The sequence below is a fragment of the Paraburkholderia fungorum genome (assembly GCF_046026025.1).
Taxonomy (GTDB): domain Bacteria; phylum Pseudomonadota; class Gammaproteobacteria; order Burkholderiales; family Burkholderiaceae; genus Paraburkholderia; species Paraburkholderia fungorum_E.
Window position 1 is genome coordinate 48,698 of sequence record NZ_JAQQFL010000020.1, and the last position, 18,447, is coordinate 67,144.

17 protein-coding genes are annotated in these 18,447 nt (G+C 62.7%); 2 read left to right on the forward strand and 15 right to left on the reverse strand.

What is annotated here, in order from left to right:
• Positions 1 to 36 precede the first annotated feature (36 nt).
• From PQR67_RS21660 to PQR67_RS21680, 5 genes are all read right to left on the reverse strand, one after another.
• Entirely contained in the window at positions 37 to 1,044 is a 1,008-nt protein-coding gene (locus PQR67_RS21660; protein WP_408463748.1) for a DODA-type extradiol aromatic ring-opening family dioxygenase, read from the reverse strand.
• Between the two features lie 40 nt (positions 1,045 to 1,084).
• A complete protein-coding gene (locus tag PQR67_RS21665; protein ID WP_408463751.1) occupies positions 1,085 to 2,122 on the reverse strand; it encodes an amidohydrolase family protein in 1,038 nt (345 codons plus the stop codon).
• Positions 2,123 to 2,148: 26 nt separating this feature from the next.
• Positions 2,149 to 2,931, reverse strand: coding sequence for a FadR/GntR family transcriptional regulator (locus PQR67_RS21670; protein ID WP_408463754.1), 783 nt, complete (start codon positions 2,929 to 2,931; stop codon positions 2,149 to 2,151).
• A 157-nt stretch (positions 2,932 to 3,088) separates the two neighbouring features.
• Positions 3,089 to 4,537 carry an NAD-dependent succinate-semialdehyde dehydrogenase gene (locus PQR67_RS21675; RefSeq protein WP_408463757.1) on the reverse strand — a complete coding sequence of 483 codons (1,449 nt, stop codon included), beginning with the start codon at positions 4,535 to 4,537 and terminating at the stop codon, positions 3,089 to 3,091.
• An 80-nt stretch (positions 4,538 to 4,617) separates the two neighbouring features.
• Positions 4,618 to 5,877: a Rieske 2Fe-2S domain-containing protein gene (locus tag PQR67_RS21680; protein WP_408463760.1), complete on the reverse strand. Its 1,260-nt coding sequence runs from the start codon at positions 5,875 to 5,877 to the stop codon at positions 4,618 to 4,620.
• 257 nt (positions 5,878 to 6,134) lie between these two features.
• Here PQR67_RS21680 and PQR67_RS21685 point away from each other — a divergent pair, with 257 nt between their 5' ends.
• A complete protein-coding gene (locus tag PQR67_RS21685) occupies positions 6,135 to 7,094 on the forward strand; it encodes a PDR/VanB family oxidoreductase (RefSeq protein ID WP_408463763.1) in 960 nt (319 codons plus the stop codon).
• A 156-nt stretch (positions 7,095 to 7,250) separates the two neighbouring features.
• A complete protein-coding gene (locus PQR67_RS21690; RefSeq protein ID WP_153140113.1) occupies positions 7,251 to 8,000 on the forward strand; it encodes a FadR/GntR family transcriptional regulator in 750 nt (249 codons plus the stop codon).
• Positions 8,001 to 8,158: 158 nt separating this feature from the next.
• Here PQR67_RS21690 and PQR67_RS21695 read toward each other — a convergent pair whose 3' ends face one another.
• The 10 genes from PQR67_RS21695 to PQR67_RS21740 all read right to left on the reverse strand — a co-directional run bounded on the left by PQR67_RS21695 (position 8,159) and on the right by PQR67_RS21740 (position 18,385).
• Positions 8,159 to 8,824, reverse strand: a complete 666-nt coding sequence (locus PQR67_RS21695) for a hypothetical protein (protein ID WP_408463766.1) — start codon at positions 8,822 to 8,824, stop codon at positions 8,159 to 8,161.
• A gap of 87 nt (positions 8,825 to 8,911) precedes the next feature.
• Positions 8,912 to 10,228, reverse strand: a complete 1,317-nt coding sequence (locus PQR67_RS21700; RefSeq protein ID WP_408463769.1) for a pilus assembly protein TadG-related protein — start codon at positions 10,226 to 10,228, stop codon at positions 8,912 to 8,914.
• A gap of 36 nt (positions 10,229 to 10,264) precedes the next feature.
• Positions 10,265 to 10,720 carry a TadE/TadG family type IV pilus assembly protein gene (locus PQR67_RS21705; RefSeq protein WP_408463771.1) on the reverse strand — a complete coding sequence of 152 codons (456 nt, stop codon included), beginning with the start codon at positions 10,718 to 10,720 and terminating at the stop codon, positions 10,265 to 10,267.
• A gap of 83 nt (positions 10,721 to 10,803) precedes the next feature.
• Positions 10,804 to 11,256 (reverse strand): TadE/TadG family type IV pilus assembly protein, encoded by a 453-nt coding sequence (locus tag PQR67_RS21710; RefSeq protein ID WP_408463774.1) that lies wholly within the window; start codon positions 11,254 to 11,256, stop codon positions 10,804 to 10,806.
• Positions 11,257 to 11,356: 100 nt separating this feature from the next.
• The gene (locus PQR67_RS21715; protein ID WP_408463777.1) at positions 11,357 to 12,328 is read right to left on the reverse strand and encodes a type II secretion system F family protein; all 972 of its coding nucleotides are present in this window, start codon (positions 12,326 to 12,328) and stop codon (positions 11,357 to 11,359) included.
• Between the two features lie 48 nt (positions 12,329 to 12,376).
• Positions 12,377 to 13,354, reverse strand: a complete 978-nt coding sequence (locus tag PQR67_RS21720) for a type II secretion system F family protein (protein ID WP_408463780.1) — start codon at positions 13,352 to 13,354, stop codon at positions 12,377 to 12,379.
• Positions 13,355 to 13,406: 52 nt separating this feature from the next.
• Complete coding sequence (locus tag PQR67_RS21725) at positions 13,407 to 14,774, reverse strand: TadA family conjugal transfer-associated ATPase (RefSeq protein WP_408463782.1); 1,368 nt, start codon at positions 14,772 to 14,774, stop codon at positions 13,407 to 13,409.
• A gap of 25 nt (positions 14,775 to 14,799) precedes the next feature.
• The gene (locus tag PQR67_RS21730) at positions 14,800 to 16,008 is read right to left on the reverse strand and encodes a CpaE/TadZ family protein (RefSeq protein WP_408463785.1); all 1,209 of its coding nucleotides are present in this window, start codon (positions 16,006 to 16,008) and stop codon (positions 14,800 to 14,802) included.
• 128 nt (positions 16,009 to 16,136) lie between these two features.
• Complete coding sequence (locus PQR67_RS21735) at positions 16,137 to 16,451, reverse strand: hypothetical protein (protein WP_408463788.1); 315 nt, start codon at positions 16,449 to 16,451, stop codon at positions 16,137 to 16,139.
• A 20-nt stretch (positions 16,452 to 16,471) separates the two neighbouring features.
• The gene (locus PQR67_RS21740; RefSeq protein WP_408463791.1) at positions 16,472 to 18,385 is read right to left on the reverse strand and encodes a type II and III secretion system protein family protein; all 1,914 of its coding nucleotides are present in this window, start codon (positions 18,383 to 18,385) and stop codon (positions 16,472 to 16,474) included.
• Positions 18,386 to 18,447: the final 62 nt, after the last annotated feature.

Below are 18,447 nucleotides of genomic sequence, written 5' to 3' on the forward strand. Positions count from 1 at the left end.
TCGTTTTTGCCACTGTCGCTGCTGCGTGGTGGCCGTTCATTCCCAGCAGGCAAACGCCATCCCCGAGCCCGTGCCGGCTTCCGAGCGATAGCAGGCGACGTAGTCGATCAGCGTCATCTCGAGCGACGCGCTCGCGGCAAGACCGACAAGCGGCAACCAGCTCTTGATTTCCGACGTATTGCCGTTGAAATACGGCTCTGGAATATCGCGCAACGTGGCCTCGTCGCGTTCGGCGAGCGCGGCCAGCACGCGGCGATCGAGGGCTTCGTCGACCACGAAGTGACTCATACCGCCCGAGGCGACCACCACCACGCGAAGCGCCGGCGGCAAACGCCGGATCGCCGCGCCGAGCGCGTGACCGAGCGCGAGGCAGCGCGCCACGCGCGGCTGATTCGGCGCCACGCCCACGTTCAGAAACACGGGCACCGACGGCGGCGGCGCATCGCGCATCACACGGCGATAGACGAAACCGAACGCATGCGGAATGCCGTGCTGACGGTCCTCGCCTTTGGGTAAGCGGTTCGACACGGCAATGTCGAAACCATCGTCGACCAGCGAGCGCACCAGCGTCACCGCGTGATCCGGCGCGCCGGGATAAACCGCCCCTTCCGGCGGACAGTGGCCGTCCTCCGCCTCGGCGACTCCCGGCGGCAAACGGCGGCGCTGCTCGTCCGACAGTGGCAGGTTCTCGATCTGCTCACCCGCGAATAGCGTGATCGCCGGTGTCAGGTCGTCCTTGAACACCTCGCGCTGATCGTTGCCGAGCACGATGACCAGATCGGCCTTCATCGCGTGGAAGCGCTCGGCAAGCGTATCGAGTGCGTGCTGGCAAGCTGCGTAACGTTCCTGCCTGGACGCTTCGGTGATCGCCGCTGCAAACCCGGGCGCACGTGCTTCCAGCAAGGCCGGGTAGTCGTACGAACGACCTTGAAACCAGTGCGCTGGATTTTTCAGGTCCGCGCCGGCCCGCAAATGCCAGAGCTCGGGTGGCATCGACAGCAAGGGGCCATGCGACGTGGCGATTGCGCCGATCAGCCGTGCCATGCCACGCTCCCGTTGAATGTGTTTTTCATAGCCGATGCCTTCAACGTGCCGCGGCTGTGCCGGCCGGTTGGTCGAGGCGGAACACCTTGCGTGCGTTGCCTTCGAAAATCATCCGTTTCTCGTCGCCGCTCAGCCACTCGAAACCTTCAATGATCGGACGAATATCATCCAGCCAGCGGCCTGTCTGCGGGTCTTTCACCGTGCCGACTCCCGGCCGCTCCGCGCCGAAGATGCAGCGGTCCGCGCCGACCGTCTTGATGAGCAGACGCAGCGCTTCTTCCGAATACAGCACCGTGTCGTAGTAGAGGCGGCGCAAGCTGTCGAGAAACGGCTCGCTCGCGCGGCCCGGCCGCAGCGAAGGCGCCTGGAAGCGGCCGAATTGATACGGCACCGCGCCGCCGCCGTGCGAAACAACGATCTTCAACTGCGGGAAATCCTTGAAGACGCGTGAGCGCGCAAGCGCCATCACCGCAATCGTTTCTTCATTGATGAAGTGCAGCGAGTAGTTGTGCCGCTCTGACCGGCATCCCGCCGAATGCAGGTACGCGGGCACATCCAGCTCGACGAGCTTCTCATACAGCGGATACCAGTATTCGTTGCCGAGGTCGGGCACCTCGTTGGTCGCGAGACCCTCGCTCGGGTCGGTATTCAGCAGCACGCCGACGAGACCGAGCTCCTTGATGCAGCGCTCGAGCTCCGGCAGCCATCCGCGGACCGGCTCGCCCCACGCCTGCGGCAAGCCGCCAAGACCGCGAAACGTCTGCGGCATCAGCCGCGCCTGTTGCGCGATCATGTCGTTGGTTTCCACGGTGAACCAGTGGACGATCTTCGCGGGTTTTTCGCTATGCATCATCTGATACGGACGCGGCGAAATCAGTTGCAAGTCCGTGCCGATGTCACGCAACTGCTCGACGTGCGACTTGGTGCCGAAAGTCGGTGCATGGAGCACCGCCATCATTTCATCGTCGCTGATCTGCGCGGTGCCACGGCCGTGCGCGCCGCGATGGGAAACAAGGCCGGACTTCCAGACGTAAAGAGAATCCGGCGCGGTAACGTGCGCGTGCGCATCGATGATCATGAATGTCTCCGTTAATTAGTGTGAGTTCAGGCCCGGACCGCTTCCGGATCGGGCTGGATGTATACCGTCGGCGTGATCGGAATGAAGCTCGTGCGGACAATCCGGATTCGCTCCTGCATCAGACTGCGCGCCAGTTCGACTTCACCGCGGCACACCGCATTGAATAGGCGCCGATGCGAAGCAATCACGCGATTCGCCGTATCCGCGCTCGTATAAGTGGCAAGCAAAGGTGTCAGCACGAAACGCAAGGCCTTGAATTGCGCGAGCAGAACCCGATTGCCCGACGCTTCAACGAGTGCTTCGTGAAACCGCAGCGACGCATCGGTGAAAGTATCGAGTTGCTTGCGCGCGTCTTCCACGCCATGCAACGCGTCACGCAGTGCTGTACGGCGCGCCACCGTCAGGCTTTCTGCCGCCTTCTCCGCAGCCAGCACCTCGATCGCCATTTGCGCGTCGAACACCTCGCTCGCGCCGGCGCCGATCAGGCTCAGTTGTATCGACAGCGCGTCGGCAAAACGCTCCAGGTTCGCACCGGCAATCCATACGCCGCCCTTCGCGCCCATGCGGATCTCGACGATGCCGACCGCTTCCAGCGTTCTCAACGCATCGCGGGCGGCGGTGCGGCTCACATTGAATTGCTGTGCGAGCGATGCCTCACTGCCGAGAAAATCGCCCGCCTTCACCTGCTTCGAGAACAGCGCTGCTCGCACTTGCGACGCGACGCGCCATGAAAGCTTTTCCGTTTGCACGGACTCCCAGACTGTCGAAGTCCGAGCGGATCTGGCATCGTGCGGAATAGGTTCATTCATCAGTCGTACGAATCGTATTGGCGAATCCATGAGCAGGTTTCGAACGATGCTCGGAGGTTTCACGGCTTCGGGGGAATGGTGTTAACTATAATATATATAACTTTTCTGAGATTAGCCAGCGGCGATCGACGTTTCGACCGCCGCTTTCACCGCTTACTCAGGACACGGCCTGCTGCACGAACTTCGTGACCAGGTACGCCTGCAAGCCTTCGACGCCGTTTTCCGAGCCAATACCGCTCTCCTTGACGCCGCCGAAAGGCACTTCAGGCCCGGAGACCAGCATGCTATTAATGCCGATCATGCCGGCTTCGAGCCCATTCGACAGTTGCAACGCGCGTCGATCCGAGCCCGTAAATGCATAGGCCGCAAGGCCATATTTCAATCGATTGGCGCGCTCGAGCACTTCTTCGACGGTCTTGAAGGAACTGAAAGGCACCACCGGACCGAACGGTTCCTCGTTCATGATCCGCGCCTGTTCGGGCACATCGGCCAGCACGGTCGGCGCGTAGAAAAACCCAGGGCGGTTCAGACGCTGGCCGCCGAGCAGCAATCGCGCACCGTGCGACACCGCATCCTTGACGAACTCGTCCGCCGCGGTGAGCCGGCGTGCGTTGGCAACCGGGCTCGCCTGGGTATCGGGCTCGAAGGCCGAGCCGACCTTCAGCTTCGCGGCCACGTCGACGAACTTGTCGATGAAGGCGCCGTACACGCCCTCCTGAATGTAGAAGCGCGTCGGCGAAATGCAGGCTTGCCCGGCCTGGCGAAACTTGGCATTGGCGGTCATGGTGGCAATACGCGCGACGTCGACGTCGTCGCAAACGATCATCGGCGCATGGCCGCCCAGTTCCATCACCAGCTTCTTCAGACCGTGCACCGCGGCCAGGCCCGCGAGATGCTTGCCGACCGGAATCGACCCCGTGAATGCAACGGCCTTGATGACGTCCGACGCGATCAGATATTCCGAGATCTTTGCCGGCACGCCGAACACCAGATTCAGCACACCGGGTGGCAAACCCGCGTCCTGAAAGCATCGCACCATCGCAATGGTGGAGCCGGGCGTTTCTTCGGCCGCCTTCAGAATCACGGAGCACCCTGCGGCGAGCGCGGCCGCCACGGTGCGCGCGGGAATCCGCACGGGAAAATTCCATGGCGTGAACGCCGCCACCGGTCCAACCGGCACCTTCAGCACGAGCTGACGCGAATTCGGCAGCGGACCCGGCACCACACGCCCATAGGCGCGACGCCCTTCTTCCGCGAACCATTTGACGATATCTGCTGAGCTGTGCGCTTCCTGCAGACCGTCGGCCAGCATCTTGCCGTGCTCGAAACTCATCAGCGTGCCGATCTCGTCGGCGCGTTCGTGCATCAGCGCAGCGGCTTTGTCGATGATGGCAGCCCGCTCGGACGGGCTCGTGCGCGACCATGTGGCAAACCCGGCCGCCGCCGCGGCAAGTGCATCGTCGAGGTCGGACTGGGTGGCAAGCGGCAACTGGGCGAGCACCGTTTCGTCAGCCGGATTGACGACCGGCTGGGTATCACGCCCTCCCGTGCGCCATTCCCCGTTGATGAACAGCCCGAGTTGAACGTCGTAACTTCTGGTATGCATCTGCGTCTCCGATATCTGATGTCCGGTCGGCGCAAGGCGCCGCCGTGTGCTGTTTTCGCACCGTTACTTTAGCGCGGACCTCAGGGCTCCATGCCCATTGCATCGAGAAAAGCCTTCCTGACATGTTCCGGCTGGCCCGCCTGAAAGCGGAAATCCTGCAAGTGATGCTTCCACAAAGGATGATTCGCGATCTCCGCGCGCGTCATGCCCTCAACGAACGTGGCGCGCGCGGCAATCGGCAATTGCACGCATTCATTGAGCTTCGGATCGCGGATGATGCCCTTCGGCTCGCCGCCGTTCGCAACCACGTCCAGTTCTTCGAAGAAGCGCCGGCGCAGCATGACGATGCCGCGATCGCTGCTGCCCAGGTTTTCTTTCGTGCGATCGGCCACCACGCCTTGTCCAGCCCACGCGACAAAATCCTGGTTCATCACATGACTCGTGATCCAGCGGCCGGTTTGCGGATCGGTCACCGGACCGTGCCAGGTCGGCACACTCTTTTGCTCGTACGGTTCGCTTTCCTTCGGTACGCGGGTGAAAGCCCACGTCACGCTCAAGGTGCGCGAATCGTCGACCGGCACGCGCCACTCGAAATGTTCACCTAGAAAGAATGCATTCGGCCACAGGCAGACCCGGCCGATCGACCAGAGCGGATCGTTTTCGTCCGCATCGCCACGCAGGCGCTTGTAGATGAACCCATAGTCGAATTCGTCGAAATCGAGCTGTTTGTGGGCGGGCGAGTACGGGCCCATCGCGCCATTCAGGCGTGTGGTCCAGTTGTTATGCATCCATTCGAAGTGGATGGGGTCGATCGAGTTCTCCTGGCATTGCAGCCAGTTGCACGGCACTTCGGAGATCACGATCTGGGCGAAACCGTTCTTCCAGGAGAACGGCTCCCAGTTCGGCACGAGCGGCGCGGGTTGCGGCCCAAGGTAGGCCCACAGAAGACCCGCCTTCTCCTCGACCGGATACGCCTTGATCTTCACGCGCTCTTTCAGCTTCAACTGCGGATTCGCCAGGTCCTCATACGGCTGCTCCGTGCATTTCCCGCCCTGGTCATAGAGCCAACCGTGATAGTTGCAGCGCAGCCCGCACTTTTCGACGAAGCCATAAGCCAGGTCGGCGCGACGATGCGGACACTGCCGATCGATCAGCCCGAAGTTGCCGCTCAGGTCCTTGTACAGCACGAGGTCTTCGCCGAGCAGGCGCACCGGCTTGACGGCCACTTCGTCGAATTCGCTCACGCCCGCAATCGGCATCCAGTAACGGCGCAGCAGCTCGCCCATCGGCTCGCCCGGCCCAACCTTCGTCAAGAGTTCGTTCTTCGCTTGGGACAGCATTCTTCAAGTCTCCATTGTTATCGCCCGGCCGGTGCATCGGACACACGAACGCTTCGGCAGCCTCGGCCGGCCATCATTTCTGTCGCTTCCAGCATCGCACTAATGATAATACACATTAGACATTATAGAAGCATCGATCCATTCGATCAGCTTCGGCTCCGTGCTTGTCGCTGCTGTTTCGATAATATATATTACACATAGAAACGTGCGCAACAGAATTTGCGTCTGCGCGGCGAGACAACTCCGGACGAGTCAACATGAAGAAGGCTATGGAAACACTACAGGTGCAACTTCGCGCGATCAGATACGAGGCGCCGACCATCAATACGTATGAATTTCACGCACCGGATGGCGCGCCGCTGCCGGGCTTCACGGCCGGCGCTCACATCGATCTCCACTTGCCCAACGGAATGATCCGCAGCTATTCGCTGTGCAATTCTCCGGCGGACACGCACCGCTATGTGATCGGCGTGAATCGCGATCCGTCGAGCCGCGGCGGCTCCGCGTGGGTGCATGAGACGCTGCGCGTCGGCGCGGTGCTGACGATCGGCGCGCCCGCCAACAATTTCCCGCTAGTCGAAGACGCCGCGCATACGGTGCTCATCGCAGGGGGAATCGGTATCACGCCGCTCATGGGCATGATCCGTCGCATGGAAGCACTGGGGCGATCGTGGGAGTTGCACTATTGCACGCGAACCCGCGAGGCCACTGCCTTTGTCGGCGCGTTGCATCAGTACGGCTCGCGCGTACAGTTTCATCACGACGATGAACCGGGCGGAGAGCGGCTCGATTTCGCCACGGTTTTGACGCAGCACGACGAGCGCACGCATTTCTATTGCTGCGGCCCTTCGGGCATGTTGAATGCGTTCGAAGCCGGCGCTGCGAACCGTGGCGGCGGCGCACGGTTTCATGTCGAGTACTTCGCGTCCGGCGAAGCGCCCGCAACGTCAGGCGGCTTTAACGTGCAACTCGCCCGCTCGGGCCGCGTGATTCAGGTGAGCGCCGGCAAGACGATTCTCGACACCCTGATCGCCGAAGGGATCGATATCAGTTACTCCTGCTCGCAGGGTGTGTGCGGCACATGTGAAACGCGGGTGCTCGCAGGCGTGCCCGACCATCGCGACATGGTGCTGACAAAGAGCGAACAGGAGGCAAACCGGTCGATGATGATTTGCTGCTCGGGCAGCAAAAGCGAGTGTCTGGTACTCGACTTATGATCGCCGGAACGTGCTGGCGGAGATGCGAATTGTATAACCGTATGATTATTCAATGGCTATGCTAACATCGCGATCAGTCTTTCGGGGTCGCACCACGCCTTGCGTGCGTGCGGCTTCGGTTCACCCCGTCGCAACGCTCAGGTCCGGAGATCCGAATTGAAAAAAGGTACTGTCGAAACTACGCCGCTGTGGGAACCGGTGCAGACGGAAACCTTATCCTGGCGCATCGTTTCGCAAGTGCGCGCAGCCGTGTTTTCCGGTCAGATCAAGACGGGGGATTTTCTCGGTAGCGAAACGTCGCTGTCCGCCCAGTTCAACGTCAGCCGCATGGCCGCTCGCGACGCATTGCGCACGCTCGAAGCCGTCGGCATTGTGGAAATCCGCATGGGCGCGAAAGGCGGCGCATGGATTGCGGAAGGCAATCCTGAGCGCTTCGCAGACGCGCTGGCCATTCAACTCCACCTGATCGGCGTTACCGGCGAGGAAATCTTCGACGCGCAAATGGCGATTGAAGTCACGTCGGCAGAACTTGCGGCGCAAAACGCCACTGAAGAAGACCTCAGGAAGCTGAGCGCAATCCTGGCCGAACTGGACAAGCTGCGCGACGACCCGCTTGCGTTCACGGACGCGTCGCTGCGCTTTCATGAAGCGATTGTGGAGTCCTCGCACAACCGGGTGCTGCTCGCGCAATTCCGCGCGCTGCGTTTCGTGTTGCAACCGCTGCTCGCGCCGAACACCACGCATGCCATCGCCGCACGCGTGATCCGCTCGCACAAGTCGGTGCTCAATGCGATCGAAGCGCGAGACGGCGCCAAGGCACGCGAAATCATGCAGCAACGGGTAAAAGTGATCCGTTCACGCGTGCTGTCAGGCACCGCCGCTCAACACGCGGCCGACGACGAATAAATTTCGTCCGTCACCTTCCGGCCATATGCCGGTGCCAAGATGACGCTTCGTACCCGCCCCGGCGGCTCGAGAACGTGCAGCCGGATGCGCTGCAGTCCGACACCGCCCGGGCGGGCACGCTTCCCGCGCAACCTTGCGCGGGAGCGTGACACCTGGGTTTAGCCCTTCGCGGGACGCCCCGTCTTCACCGTCTCGAGCGACGACACGGCGGCCAGCAGACGCTGCGGCGCTGCCGATTCCAGCATCATCAATCCGGCTCGCAGCAACTCGCTTTTCTTGACCGACACGCCGGCCTCGAGGCACTTCTGCTTGAGAGACGCAATCCGGTCGTAATCCGATTTCGGCATCGTGAAGCTGTCGCGCACGACTTTCTCTTTCTTCGGCGGCTTGGCTTTCTTCGCTTCAGGAACGGCGACCGGCGCAGCTTCGGCAGTGGCCGCACGCTTCGGTTTAGCCGCCTTCCTGGCGGCGGGCGGCGCTTCCGCTGCGGCCGAACTCTTGGCTTTTGCCGTTTTCTTGACGGTAGGTGCCGCTTCAACGGATGCCGAACGCTTCGCCTTAACCGCCTTCTTGACTTCGGGCGCTGCTTGCGCAGGCGCCGAACGCTTGGCTTTGGCGGCCTTCTTGACCGCAGGCGCTGCTTCTGCGGACGCCGAGCGCTTCGCCTTAGCTGCTTTCTTGACGGCCGGCGCCGCTTCTACCGCTACTTCTGCCGCCGCTTCCGGCGCGGCTGCGGGCTCCGCGCCATTCGCCGCGTGCTTGCCCGAGCTCTTCGGGAAATGGAACGCTTTCTTGGTGTGCTCTTTGGTGACAGGTGCCGACATGGTTTCCTCCGCAGTAATAATGGTATAAACAGTATATACCGTTTATTCACCTATCGGACCAGACGGCGCAGCCCCCCTGCGCCGCCCTCAGGAAGCACTTAGCGGTATCAACCTCGGCTTCGTCAGGCTGTATGCGATCTGCCCGAACAGCGTATTCAGGCTGTTGGTTCCGCCGGCGGCATTCGCACAGGTGTCGGAGTAGAAATACGACGAGTTCGTCGCGATAGATTCCATCGTATTGCAGGCGGTAAGTTTGTCGTTACCGTCACCGCAACTCGGCGCCGACGCGGCCTCGCCCCCCAGATACGCCACCGTGTAGATCAGGGTACCCGTGTTGTTCTTGATGGTAGCCGCCGCGTTGATGGCCGCCTGGCACTCGCTTCCATAGGTACTGCTATAGGTGCTGCCCAGTTGGCTCGTGGTCGAAGTCGCTATACCGTCGCTAAGCAGAATGATCACGTTCTGTCCGGGGGGGCTTTCCGTTGCAGCCGTGGCGGTCAGCGACGTTTGCGCCGCCGTGATCGCCTGCGCGTAGAACGTGCCGAGCCCGCCAGGCGCCGGCATGCCGCCGCAACTGCCGCCGCCCAGTGCCTGCACGATTGCGGAGCCGGTATTCGCTTGCTGGTTGCTGCCCAGATAGCCCGAACTCGCGGAGGCGATCTGATAGCTCGCACCGGAGGCCGAATAACTGCCGGCAATGGTCGGCGAATGTCCGCTACACGAGAAATTGTAAGTCGACGATGTTTGCGGTGGAAACGCCATCAATCCCACCTTGTCGCCGGCGTTGGTCAAGCCGGTCAGTAGTTTCAGCGCGCCCGCCTCGGCACACTGCAATCTCGTCTGCGCCACGCCCTTTGAGTTTGTGCAGTTACTGTCGGTGGTGGTGCTCATCGATCTTGTGGTGTCGAGGATGATCATGACGTTATAGAGCGCGGGCTCAGCGCCACCGCCTGCCCCCGCCACGGAAGTTGCACTGATCGTTTGCGAAGTCATGCCGAAGACCTTTGCAAAGAAAAGCGGCACCGTCGCTTGCTGGGTCACCTTGATGCCGTTGTATCCGGATGCCGCCTGTTTGTACGGCAGCGTGACGCTGGACAAGGTCAGGCCGGTTACGGTGGCGGTCGCCGGGTTGACGCCGCCGGGCATGGTATTGCCCTGCCCCGCGGTGAACGCTTGGGCGTCGCTGGCGGCGGTAGCCCATGGCTTGGTCCAGAGATCCACCGCCCCGGCCAGCGCCGCGGCGTCGGTGGCGCTCTGCAGGCGCCGCTGGCTGTATGCCAGGTAGCCGTAGTCGACGGCAAGCGCCGCGAACCCCAAAAGAACGATCAGAGAAATCGCCACCACCACGGAGACGGCCCCGCGCTGGCGCGCCGGCGAGGCGTGAGGCCCAAGGTTATTTCTCATGATTGCATGCCCTCCCAGACGATTGAACCACTCACCCTATTGCACGCGTTCCACCGCGGTGGCATTGAGCGCGGCCGGCATCATCGAATAAAGACCGGCCAAGGCTCCCTTGAACAGGGGAGAAAAATTACTGTAGGTCACAGTGACGGCCGCGGTTGCCACGGCCGCTCCGCTTGCGGCGCTCGTCAGATCCGACGCGCAAGCGGTGTCGCTGGTGCAGTTGCCGCCGTTGACCGAGGCGGTGATCGACAGGTTTCCCGTAGTCAGCACTGCTGCCGATGTTTGCACCTGGGTTTGCGTCCCCGTATAGGGACTGGTCGTGCCACGCTGCGACGCAAAATAGCGCGCACCCGCCGATGCGGCGTTGGCGACCATTACGTAATTGCCGAGCAGCCAGCCGAACTGTGCAAGGCCGAGCGCAATCGCGAGAAGAATGGGAACGAGCAGGGCAAACTCAACCGCCGCGATTCCTTTCTGTTTCTTTAACGTCATGGCCGCACCCCACTCGCAAATTCGCAGCGATCGCCTACGCGACCCGCGCGTGCGCGTTGCCGGAAGTCTTGCTTGCTCGGGTTTCATTGCACCAGCTCCGACATCCGCGCACTCAAGCTGGACGGCATGATGGACCTGAGACCGTACAACGCGCCGTTGAAGAGGGGTGCGAACGAGTAACCGAGCGAGACGCTCGCCTCGGTTCCCGCCGTCGGCGCCTGGGTTGACGTCCCCAGCGCGCTCGCGCAAGTGCTATCGCTGGAACAGGTTGTGCCGCCGACGCTCATCGTGATGGTCAGCGCACTCTTCAATGCCGCCGTCGACGCGAGGATGGCCTGCTGCGTATCGGTGTACGGCGTGGCGTAGCCGCGTTCGGATGCAAGCTGGTGGGCGCCGAGCGACGCCGCGTTCGTCAGCATCACGTAGTTATTCATCAGCCAGCCGAATTGCACCGTGCCGAACAGACACGCCAGCAGAATCGGCAACACAAGGGCAAACTCCACGGCTGCCCCGCCACGCTGATTCTTCCGTTTCATATGTCCTCCCCGATCGTCGATGAACGCGTCAAGCTTCCTGTTTCCTGTTCCCTGGCTGCACCGTGGAACGCTGCGGGCCGTCGTTGCGAACACGCCGCCGTCATCCCGCCGAACCCATCATGCTGGGAAGCAGAACCCGGTAGATGTGAATCATGGCCGGCCCCATGAGGACCACAAGCAGCGCCGGGAAGATACAAAAGATGAGTGGAAACAGCAGTTTCAGCGCGATCTTGGCGGCCTTTTCCTCGGCGCGCATCCGGCGCCGGGTACGCAGCGTGTCGGACAGCACCCTCAGTGAGGTCCCCACACTCGTGCCAAAGCGTTCAGCCTGAATCAGCATGGCGCTGAACGAATCGATATCCTCAACACCCGCGCGCAGCGAGAAATTGCGCAGCGCTTTTTCCTTGGAGAACCCTGAGCGCATTTCAAGCAGCATCAACTCAAGCTCGCTCGCCACCACCGGACTGCGCATCCTGATCTCGTCGCCCACCTTCATGAGTGACGCGTCCAGACCCAGCCCCGCTTCGACGCAGACGGTCAGCAGATCGAGGGTGTCGGGAAAGTCTTCCATCAGGACGCGTTTGCGCCAGGCAATGCGTTTCGCCAGCACCAGGTTGGGCAAGTACAAGCCGATGGCGCCAAGCGCGGTCAGGAGTATCAGACGCTCAAAGGTCGTCGCGGCACTGGACATGCTGACCAGCCAAAGCAGCGCGAGCAGGGGCAACGCGATCGCCAAAGCGGTCTTGGCGGCGAAATAGATCGGTGCGGCACTGGGCGAACGCCAGCCGGCATTCGCCAGATGCAGGCGTAGCGCGGACTGCTCCCAGCCGTCCTTTGGCACGGACAGCTTCGAAATGGGTTGGGAAATCTCCGCGATTTTTTCGAACCAGGAAACATCCGGCGATTCCGGCGCCTGCTCGGCCCCGAAGGCGAGATTCGTGCCGCCGGCCTGCTCGATCCGGCGCCGCAGATCGCGCGGCGCGACAAGATGCATCGCGCCGAATGCGGCGGCGAACACAACGGCGAACACACCGGCCAGCAACAGAATCTGTGTGGCGTTTAGCGTCTGCATGATTTCTCCCCGATAACGTGTCGTGTGCTCTGTGGCAAACCGGCGGCACTAGACCCGGATCCTGACGATGCGGCGCATCCAGAGCGCGCCGAACACCATGGATACGAGTACTGTTCCGAGCATTTTTACGCCCACCGGGTCTTGCCACAGCACATCGAGAAAGCCGGGATTGCCCAGCATCATCAGTACAGCCGTTCCGAACGGCAGCAATCCGAGGATCCAGGCGGACAGCCTGCCTTCGGCAGACAGGACGCGAATCTTGTCGAACAGCTTGAATCGCTCGCGAATCAGTGCGGCGATACTGTCCAGCACCTCCGAGAGGTTGCCGCCGGTCTCACGCTGAATCACCACCGCAATCACGAAGTAGCGCAGATCGCGGATCGGCACACGCGTGGCGAGATTCGTCAGGGCTTCGCTGATCGAAACGCCGTAGTTGATCTCGTCGAACGTGATGCGGAACTCACCGCTCATCGGCTCCGCGAACTCGGTGCCGACCATGTCGATCGCGCCGGTAAAGGCGTGCCCCGAGCGCAACGCACGGGCCAGCATGTCGCAGACGTCCGGCAGTTGCCGCTCGAGCAGACGGATACGCCTGTTGCGCCGGCGCTGCACATACAGGACCGGCAACAGCGTGGAGAGCGCGGCGCCAAGTGCCGTGAAGAGCAGCGGCACCGCGAACAACGTGCCCATGAGTAACACGAGCGGCGGCAGAACGGCACAGGTTCCAATGAACCGCCCGACCGTCCATGTCACACCCGACTGCTGGAGAAACAGATCGATCGCATGCACGCGCGGCATTTGCAACAGGAGCTTTGCGGGTAGCGACGAGCCGGCCAGCATGCGCGTCTTGAGAATCGAGAGCCGCTCCGCGCTGACCTGGCCGCCCGCGGACACCGCGCGAATCCGCGAATCGACCCGGCGCGCAATGGGTCCGTGCCGGCTGTTCCAGTACTCGTACGCGCCTTCCATCGCCAGCGCCACGGCGACGAACAGCAGAATGATCGACGCATAAAAGATCGGTGTCATGCGAGTCTCCTGAAACACAGGACAATCGGGTTACGCTCTACAAGCATGGATGTCAGGTTGTTTCGAAGCGCCGGGCCGGATCGTAGACATGGTCCGAGGGCGCGACGCCGAACGCCTGCAATCGCTCGGCAAATTTCGGCCGGACGCCGGTCGCGCTGAAATGCCCGCGCACGCACCCCTTCGAATCGACGCCGGAGCGCTTGAACACGAAGATCTCCTGCATGTTGATCATGTCGCCCTCCATGCCGGTCAGCTCCGAAATGCTGACGATCTTGCGCCGGCCATCGGTCAGCCTCGTGGCCTGCACGACGACTGAAATCGCCGAGGCAATCTGCTGGCGCATGGTTTTGGTCGGCAGCGAAAGACCGCCCAGGTTGATCATGTTTTCAAGGCGTGTCAGCGCGTCGCGCGGGGTGTTGGCGTGGATCGTGGACAGCGAGCCTTCGTGCCCGGTGTTCATCGCATTGAGCATGTCGAGCGCCTCCGCGCCGCGCACTTCGCCCAGAATGATGCGATCCGGGCGCATCCGCAGGGCATTGCGCACCAGCGTGCGCTGGGTAATCTCACCGCGCCCTTCGATGTTCGGTGAACGCGTTTCCAGTCTCAGCACGTGCTCCTGGCGCAGTTGCAGCTCGGCGGCGTCTTCGATCGTGACGATGCGTTCGTCGCCGGGAATGAAACCCGAAAGAACGTTCAGCAGCGTGGTCTTGCCGCTGCCCGTGCCGCCCGACACCAGAATGTTCACCTTGGCGCGCGCGAGCGCATCGAGCACCTCCGCCATCGGCGGCGTCAGGCTTTGCAGTTCGACGAGGTCGGCCACCTGGAGTGGATTGGCGGCGAAACGGCGGATCGACAGCAAGGGGCCGTCGACAGCGCATGGCCGGATGATCGCATTCACGCGCGAGCCATCTGGAAGACGCGCATCGACCATGGGGCTCGATTCATCGATATGCCGCCCGACACCGGAGACGATTTTCTCGATCACCTTCATCAGGTGTGCGTCGTCGTAGAAGGTCACCTCGGTGGCTTCCAGACGTCCCCTTCGCTCGACGTAGGTATGGCGATACGTATTCACCAGAATGTCGGACACGGTGGGGTCGCGCAACAGCGGCTCCAGTGGTCCGAAACCGAACATCTCGTCATGCACGTCGACCACGAGTTGCCTGCGTTCGAGATCGTTCGCGGGGGCTTTCTGATCTTCGAGGATGCGCCCGATCAGCGCGGCGATTTCCTGCCGGACCTGTTCGGGAGGCAAGCGCGAAAGGCGTTCCAGTTCGACGCGGTCGAGCACGGCCTGATGAACCTCGCGCTTCAGTTTCTGATACGCGGCGCGTATCATGCCGCCCTGCAAATTTGCCAGGTCGGAAGCCTCGCCCACGGGCTGGATGCGTTGCGCGGAAATCTGCTCACGAAGCGACATGATGGTCCCCTTTGTCCCTTTGGCCTTACATCATTTCAAGTTTCGGCGCGGCCTGACGGCCCAGCAGCCGTGAGAACACCGAGGCGCGATTGGCACGTCCCCGGCCCGGCGTCGATGCACCGCTCACGATGCTTTCAGCGAGCGTCTGCAGGGCGCGCGCTACACCGCTGTTGTGAGCCGTCTGCGATATCGGCAGCCCCTGGTTCATGGCGTCGGACACGACCACCGGGTCCTCCGGAATGACTTGCCACGCCTGCATACCCAGGACCTGTTCGAGTGCCGCGCGGGCGCGTTCAGCATGGCGCGCGTAGCGGTTCAGCAGCAAGCGCATCTGGTCGGGTGCGTACCCGAGCGAGCCGAGAATTTCCTGCAAACGGCGGCCGGCGCGCACATGCGGCATGCTCGCCTGCAGCACGATATGGATCTGCTCGCTGCTGTCGAGCGCATGCATCGACAGTTGATTGATGGTCTGTCCGAGGTCGAAGAGCACGAAGTCGTAACGCGGCACGGCAACGCCCAGAATCCATTCGAGACGGTCTTCCTTAAGTTCGGCGGCCTTGATCGGATCGCCCGCTCCCGCCAGGATGTGAAAGTTATCCGTGACGTGTACGAGGCTCGCGTCGAAGAACGCGAGATCCATCCGCTCGATCTGCGAACAGACTTGCGGCAACGTCGACGGCGGCGTTTCCTCGGATACGAGAAAGGCCGCGTCGGCGAACTGCTGGTTGAGGTCGATCAGCAGGACCCGCTTTTGTGCGAGGCTTGCGATCGCGTGCGCGACATTGCAGGCGATAAAGCTGGTTCCCGCGCCGCCCTTGCACGACATGAACGACAGGATCCGGGTTTCGCGTGCATTGCCGGACCCGCATTGGGTCTGTGCACGCCGCAGGGCTTCGCCTAGCGCGCGCGGATCGACCGGCCAACTGAGTACATCGCGAAAGCCCGCGCGCATCGCCGCGATCAACGTCTGCGACGAGGTATCGGGAATCACCAGGATGCAGGTGAGTCGCGCGTGGGCGTGGTGGAGCGTCTCGACGACGGAGAGTTCGACGTCGCCGAGCGACGCAGCGTCGACAATCAGGACATCGAAGGCATCGAGACTATCCCCCCGCTCGCTGAGCCGCGACGGCTTGCCGGTCGCCCGGGTGGCGCGGCAACCGCCACATTCGCCGATCAGACGCACGATCTGGGCGAGCCGCGTGCTGTCTTCAGAGAGAGCCAGGACATTGATCATGATGTTCTCGAATAGACAAACGAAGGTAACTGGCGAAGCTCGCCGTCAGCCGGCGCCGCGTGCCCTGCGAACTCCGCAAGCTCGGCAGGCACGGTGCGAGGGGTGACGCTCGCCCGCCCAGAGGGCGGTCACTGACCACTGGATCCGCCGCCATTGCCGCCGCCAATACCGATCACGAAGGCATTCGGCGTGGTGGGCGGCGCCTGGAACGATTTGTCGTACGCGTCTTGTGCCGCCACGGCCGCCTTGCCGTCGACGCCCGGTGCCGACGGCGCATGCTCGCCCGCGTGCGGATCGATGATCTGCATCTGGGCGGCCGTGCGCGCCGCTTCGCCGAAATGCGCGTCCCACACCGGCGTGCTGGTCATGCAGCCGCCAAGTGCCGCGCTCAGCGTCAACATGAGTGCCGCACGCCCCGTCAAAACGAAATGTTCGAGTTTCATGAGATTCCCCTGATCGCGCATCAATGTTCGTCGGCAAGATGGGTTTCGCCCGAGTTGGCGAGGCTCTGCTGGCTAGCCGGTGTGGTGCGCTTCGCCGTGTCGGCCGTCACTCTCCTGTCCGTGACGGAGGGCGCTGCGGCAGCCGGAAGTGGCGTCGCCACCGGTGCCGCAGCGGGTGTCACGCCACCGTCGGGCGGACCGGTTACCACCGGCGCCGGCCGGTCGGCCTGCGTATTGCGCGGCGGCAGTGCAGCGGGCGTGTTCAACTCCGCTGCAGGTGCCGGAGCAGGCTGCGGTGCGTTCGGCGTCGCTGAAGCCGGCGCGGCGGGTTGAGGCTGACGGCCTTCCATGTTGCCGGTGGCATAGACGCCCGCGTCCGAGGTCTGCCTGAAACTATCGGTCGGCAGCGGATAGTCGCTGCTCGGCAGCGGCTTGACGAGATGCACGGTGATGATGAAAACGAGTTCCGTGCGATCCTGCTGGAATGACGTGCTGCGGAACAGCGCGCCCAGCACCGGCACCTCGCCGAGGCCGGGAATTGCCTTGAGCGACCCCGTGATGTTGTTCTGGATCAGCCCGCCAATCGCAAAGCTCTCGCCGTCGTTCATCTGCACCGTGGTCGACGCGCGACGTGTGGTGATGAGCGGCAGGATCGCCGATCCGCTGACGTTGGACGCGGTGACCGTCACGCCGGTCGGCGACAGTTCGGAGACTTCAGGCGCCACCTTCAGGTTGATCCGGCTGCCCGCCAGCACAGTCGGCGTGAACTTGAGACCCACGCCGAACTCCTCCTCCTGCAGCGTGATCGTCGAGCCGCCGGTACCGTTGCTTTGCGGCACCGGAATGAAGACCCTGCCACCGGCGAGGAACGACGCCTCCTGCCCACTGAGGGTCACGAGGTTGGGTTCCGCGAGAATCTTGCCGAGACTGTCGGTCTTCTGGGCGTCGACCGCTACATTGAACGGCAGCTTGTTCGACTTGCTGACGGCAATGCCGTTGCCCACACCCGCAAGCAGGCTGCTTACCAGCGCGCCGGTCCACGAGCCGAAACCGCCCTGGATATTCACCGCTGCGCCGAGCTGGTTGAGCAGGGTCTTCGAGACCTCGGCGACCTTGACTTCGACCATGACCTGTTGAGGCGAATCGACCGTCATCATGTTGATCACTTCGGATGCCTTACTGACGCTCGTGCTCTGCTGGGTCAGGCTGGAACCCCCGTTGCCGAAGTTCGCGGTGCTCGCCTGTTGCTGCTGGGTAGGCTGCGCGCCCGCGTAGGCGTTCGCGATCTCCATCGCCTGCTGGGCGGCTTGAGCGCCTGACACGCGCCCCGCCAGCACGAGGTTGCCGGCGGCGGTCGATACCCGGATGCCGCGCTCGGCGGGCAACAGTTGCTGCAGGGTTCGCTGCAAGCCGTCCGAGTCGATATTGACGATCACATCGATGATCTGGCATTGACCGCTGCGTCCCTGGACGATCATGTTGGTCGTACCGACCGTCATGCCGACGAGATAAAGCGTGCGCGGCGAAACCAGCGTAGCCTGCGCGACAGTCGGATTGCCGAGCGTACGATTGCGCGCCGGCTCGGCGAGCGGCACGAGCACCGATTTGCCCACGGCCACCGCGACGCTAGATTCATCGCGAATCTCGCCGCTGCAGTTAGGTCCGCTCAACGGCACGGCGCCGACCGACTTGCCGCTGGCCGCCGGACCCGACGGCATCGGCGCCATGCTGATCATCATCGGCACCGGTCCGCGGCCCACCGGCAACGCTGCGTTCGCGCCACCTTTGCCGGGCGCGGGCATGCCGTTGATCTCCTGCGCGGCGCCGTGTTGCGCGACCACCATGCCGGCGCACAGCGCTGCGGCGAGTACCGTGCCGCTCAGCGAGCGGCGACGCGCGTAGCTGCCCGACGAGAACCCCAGTTCTGTTTTCATGTCTTTATGCCCCCGTTGCTCGATGCGTGTAAGCCGAGACTTTCGTTCTTGCCTTTGTCATG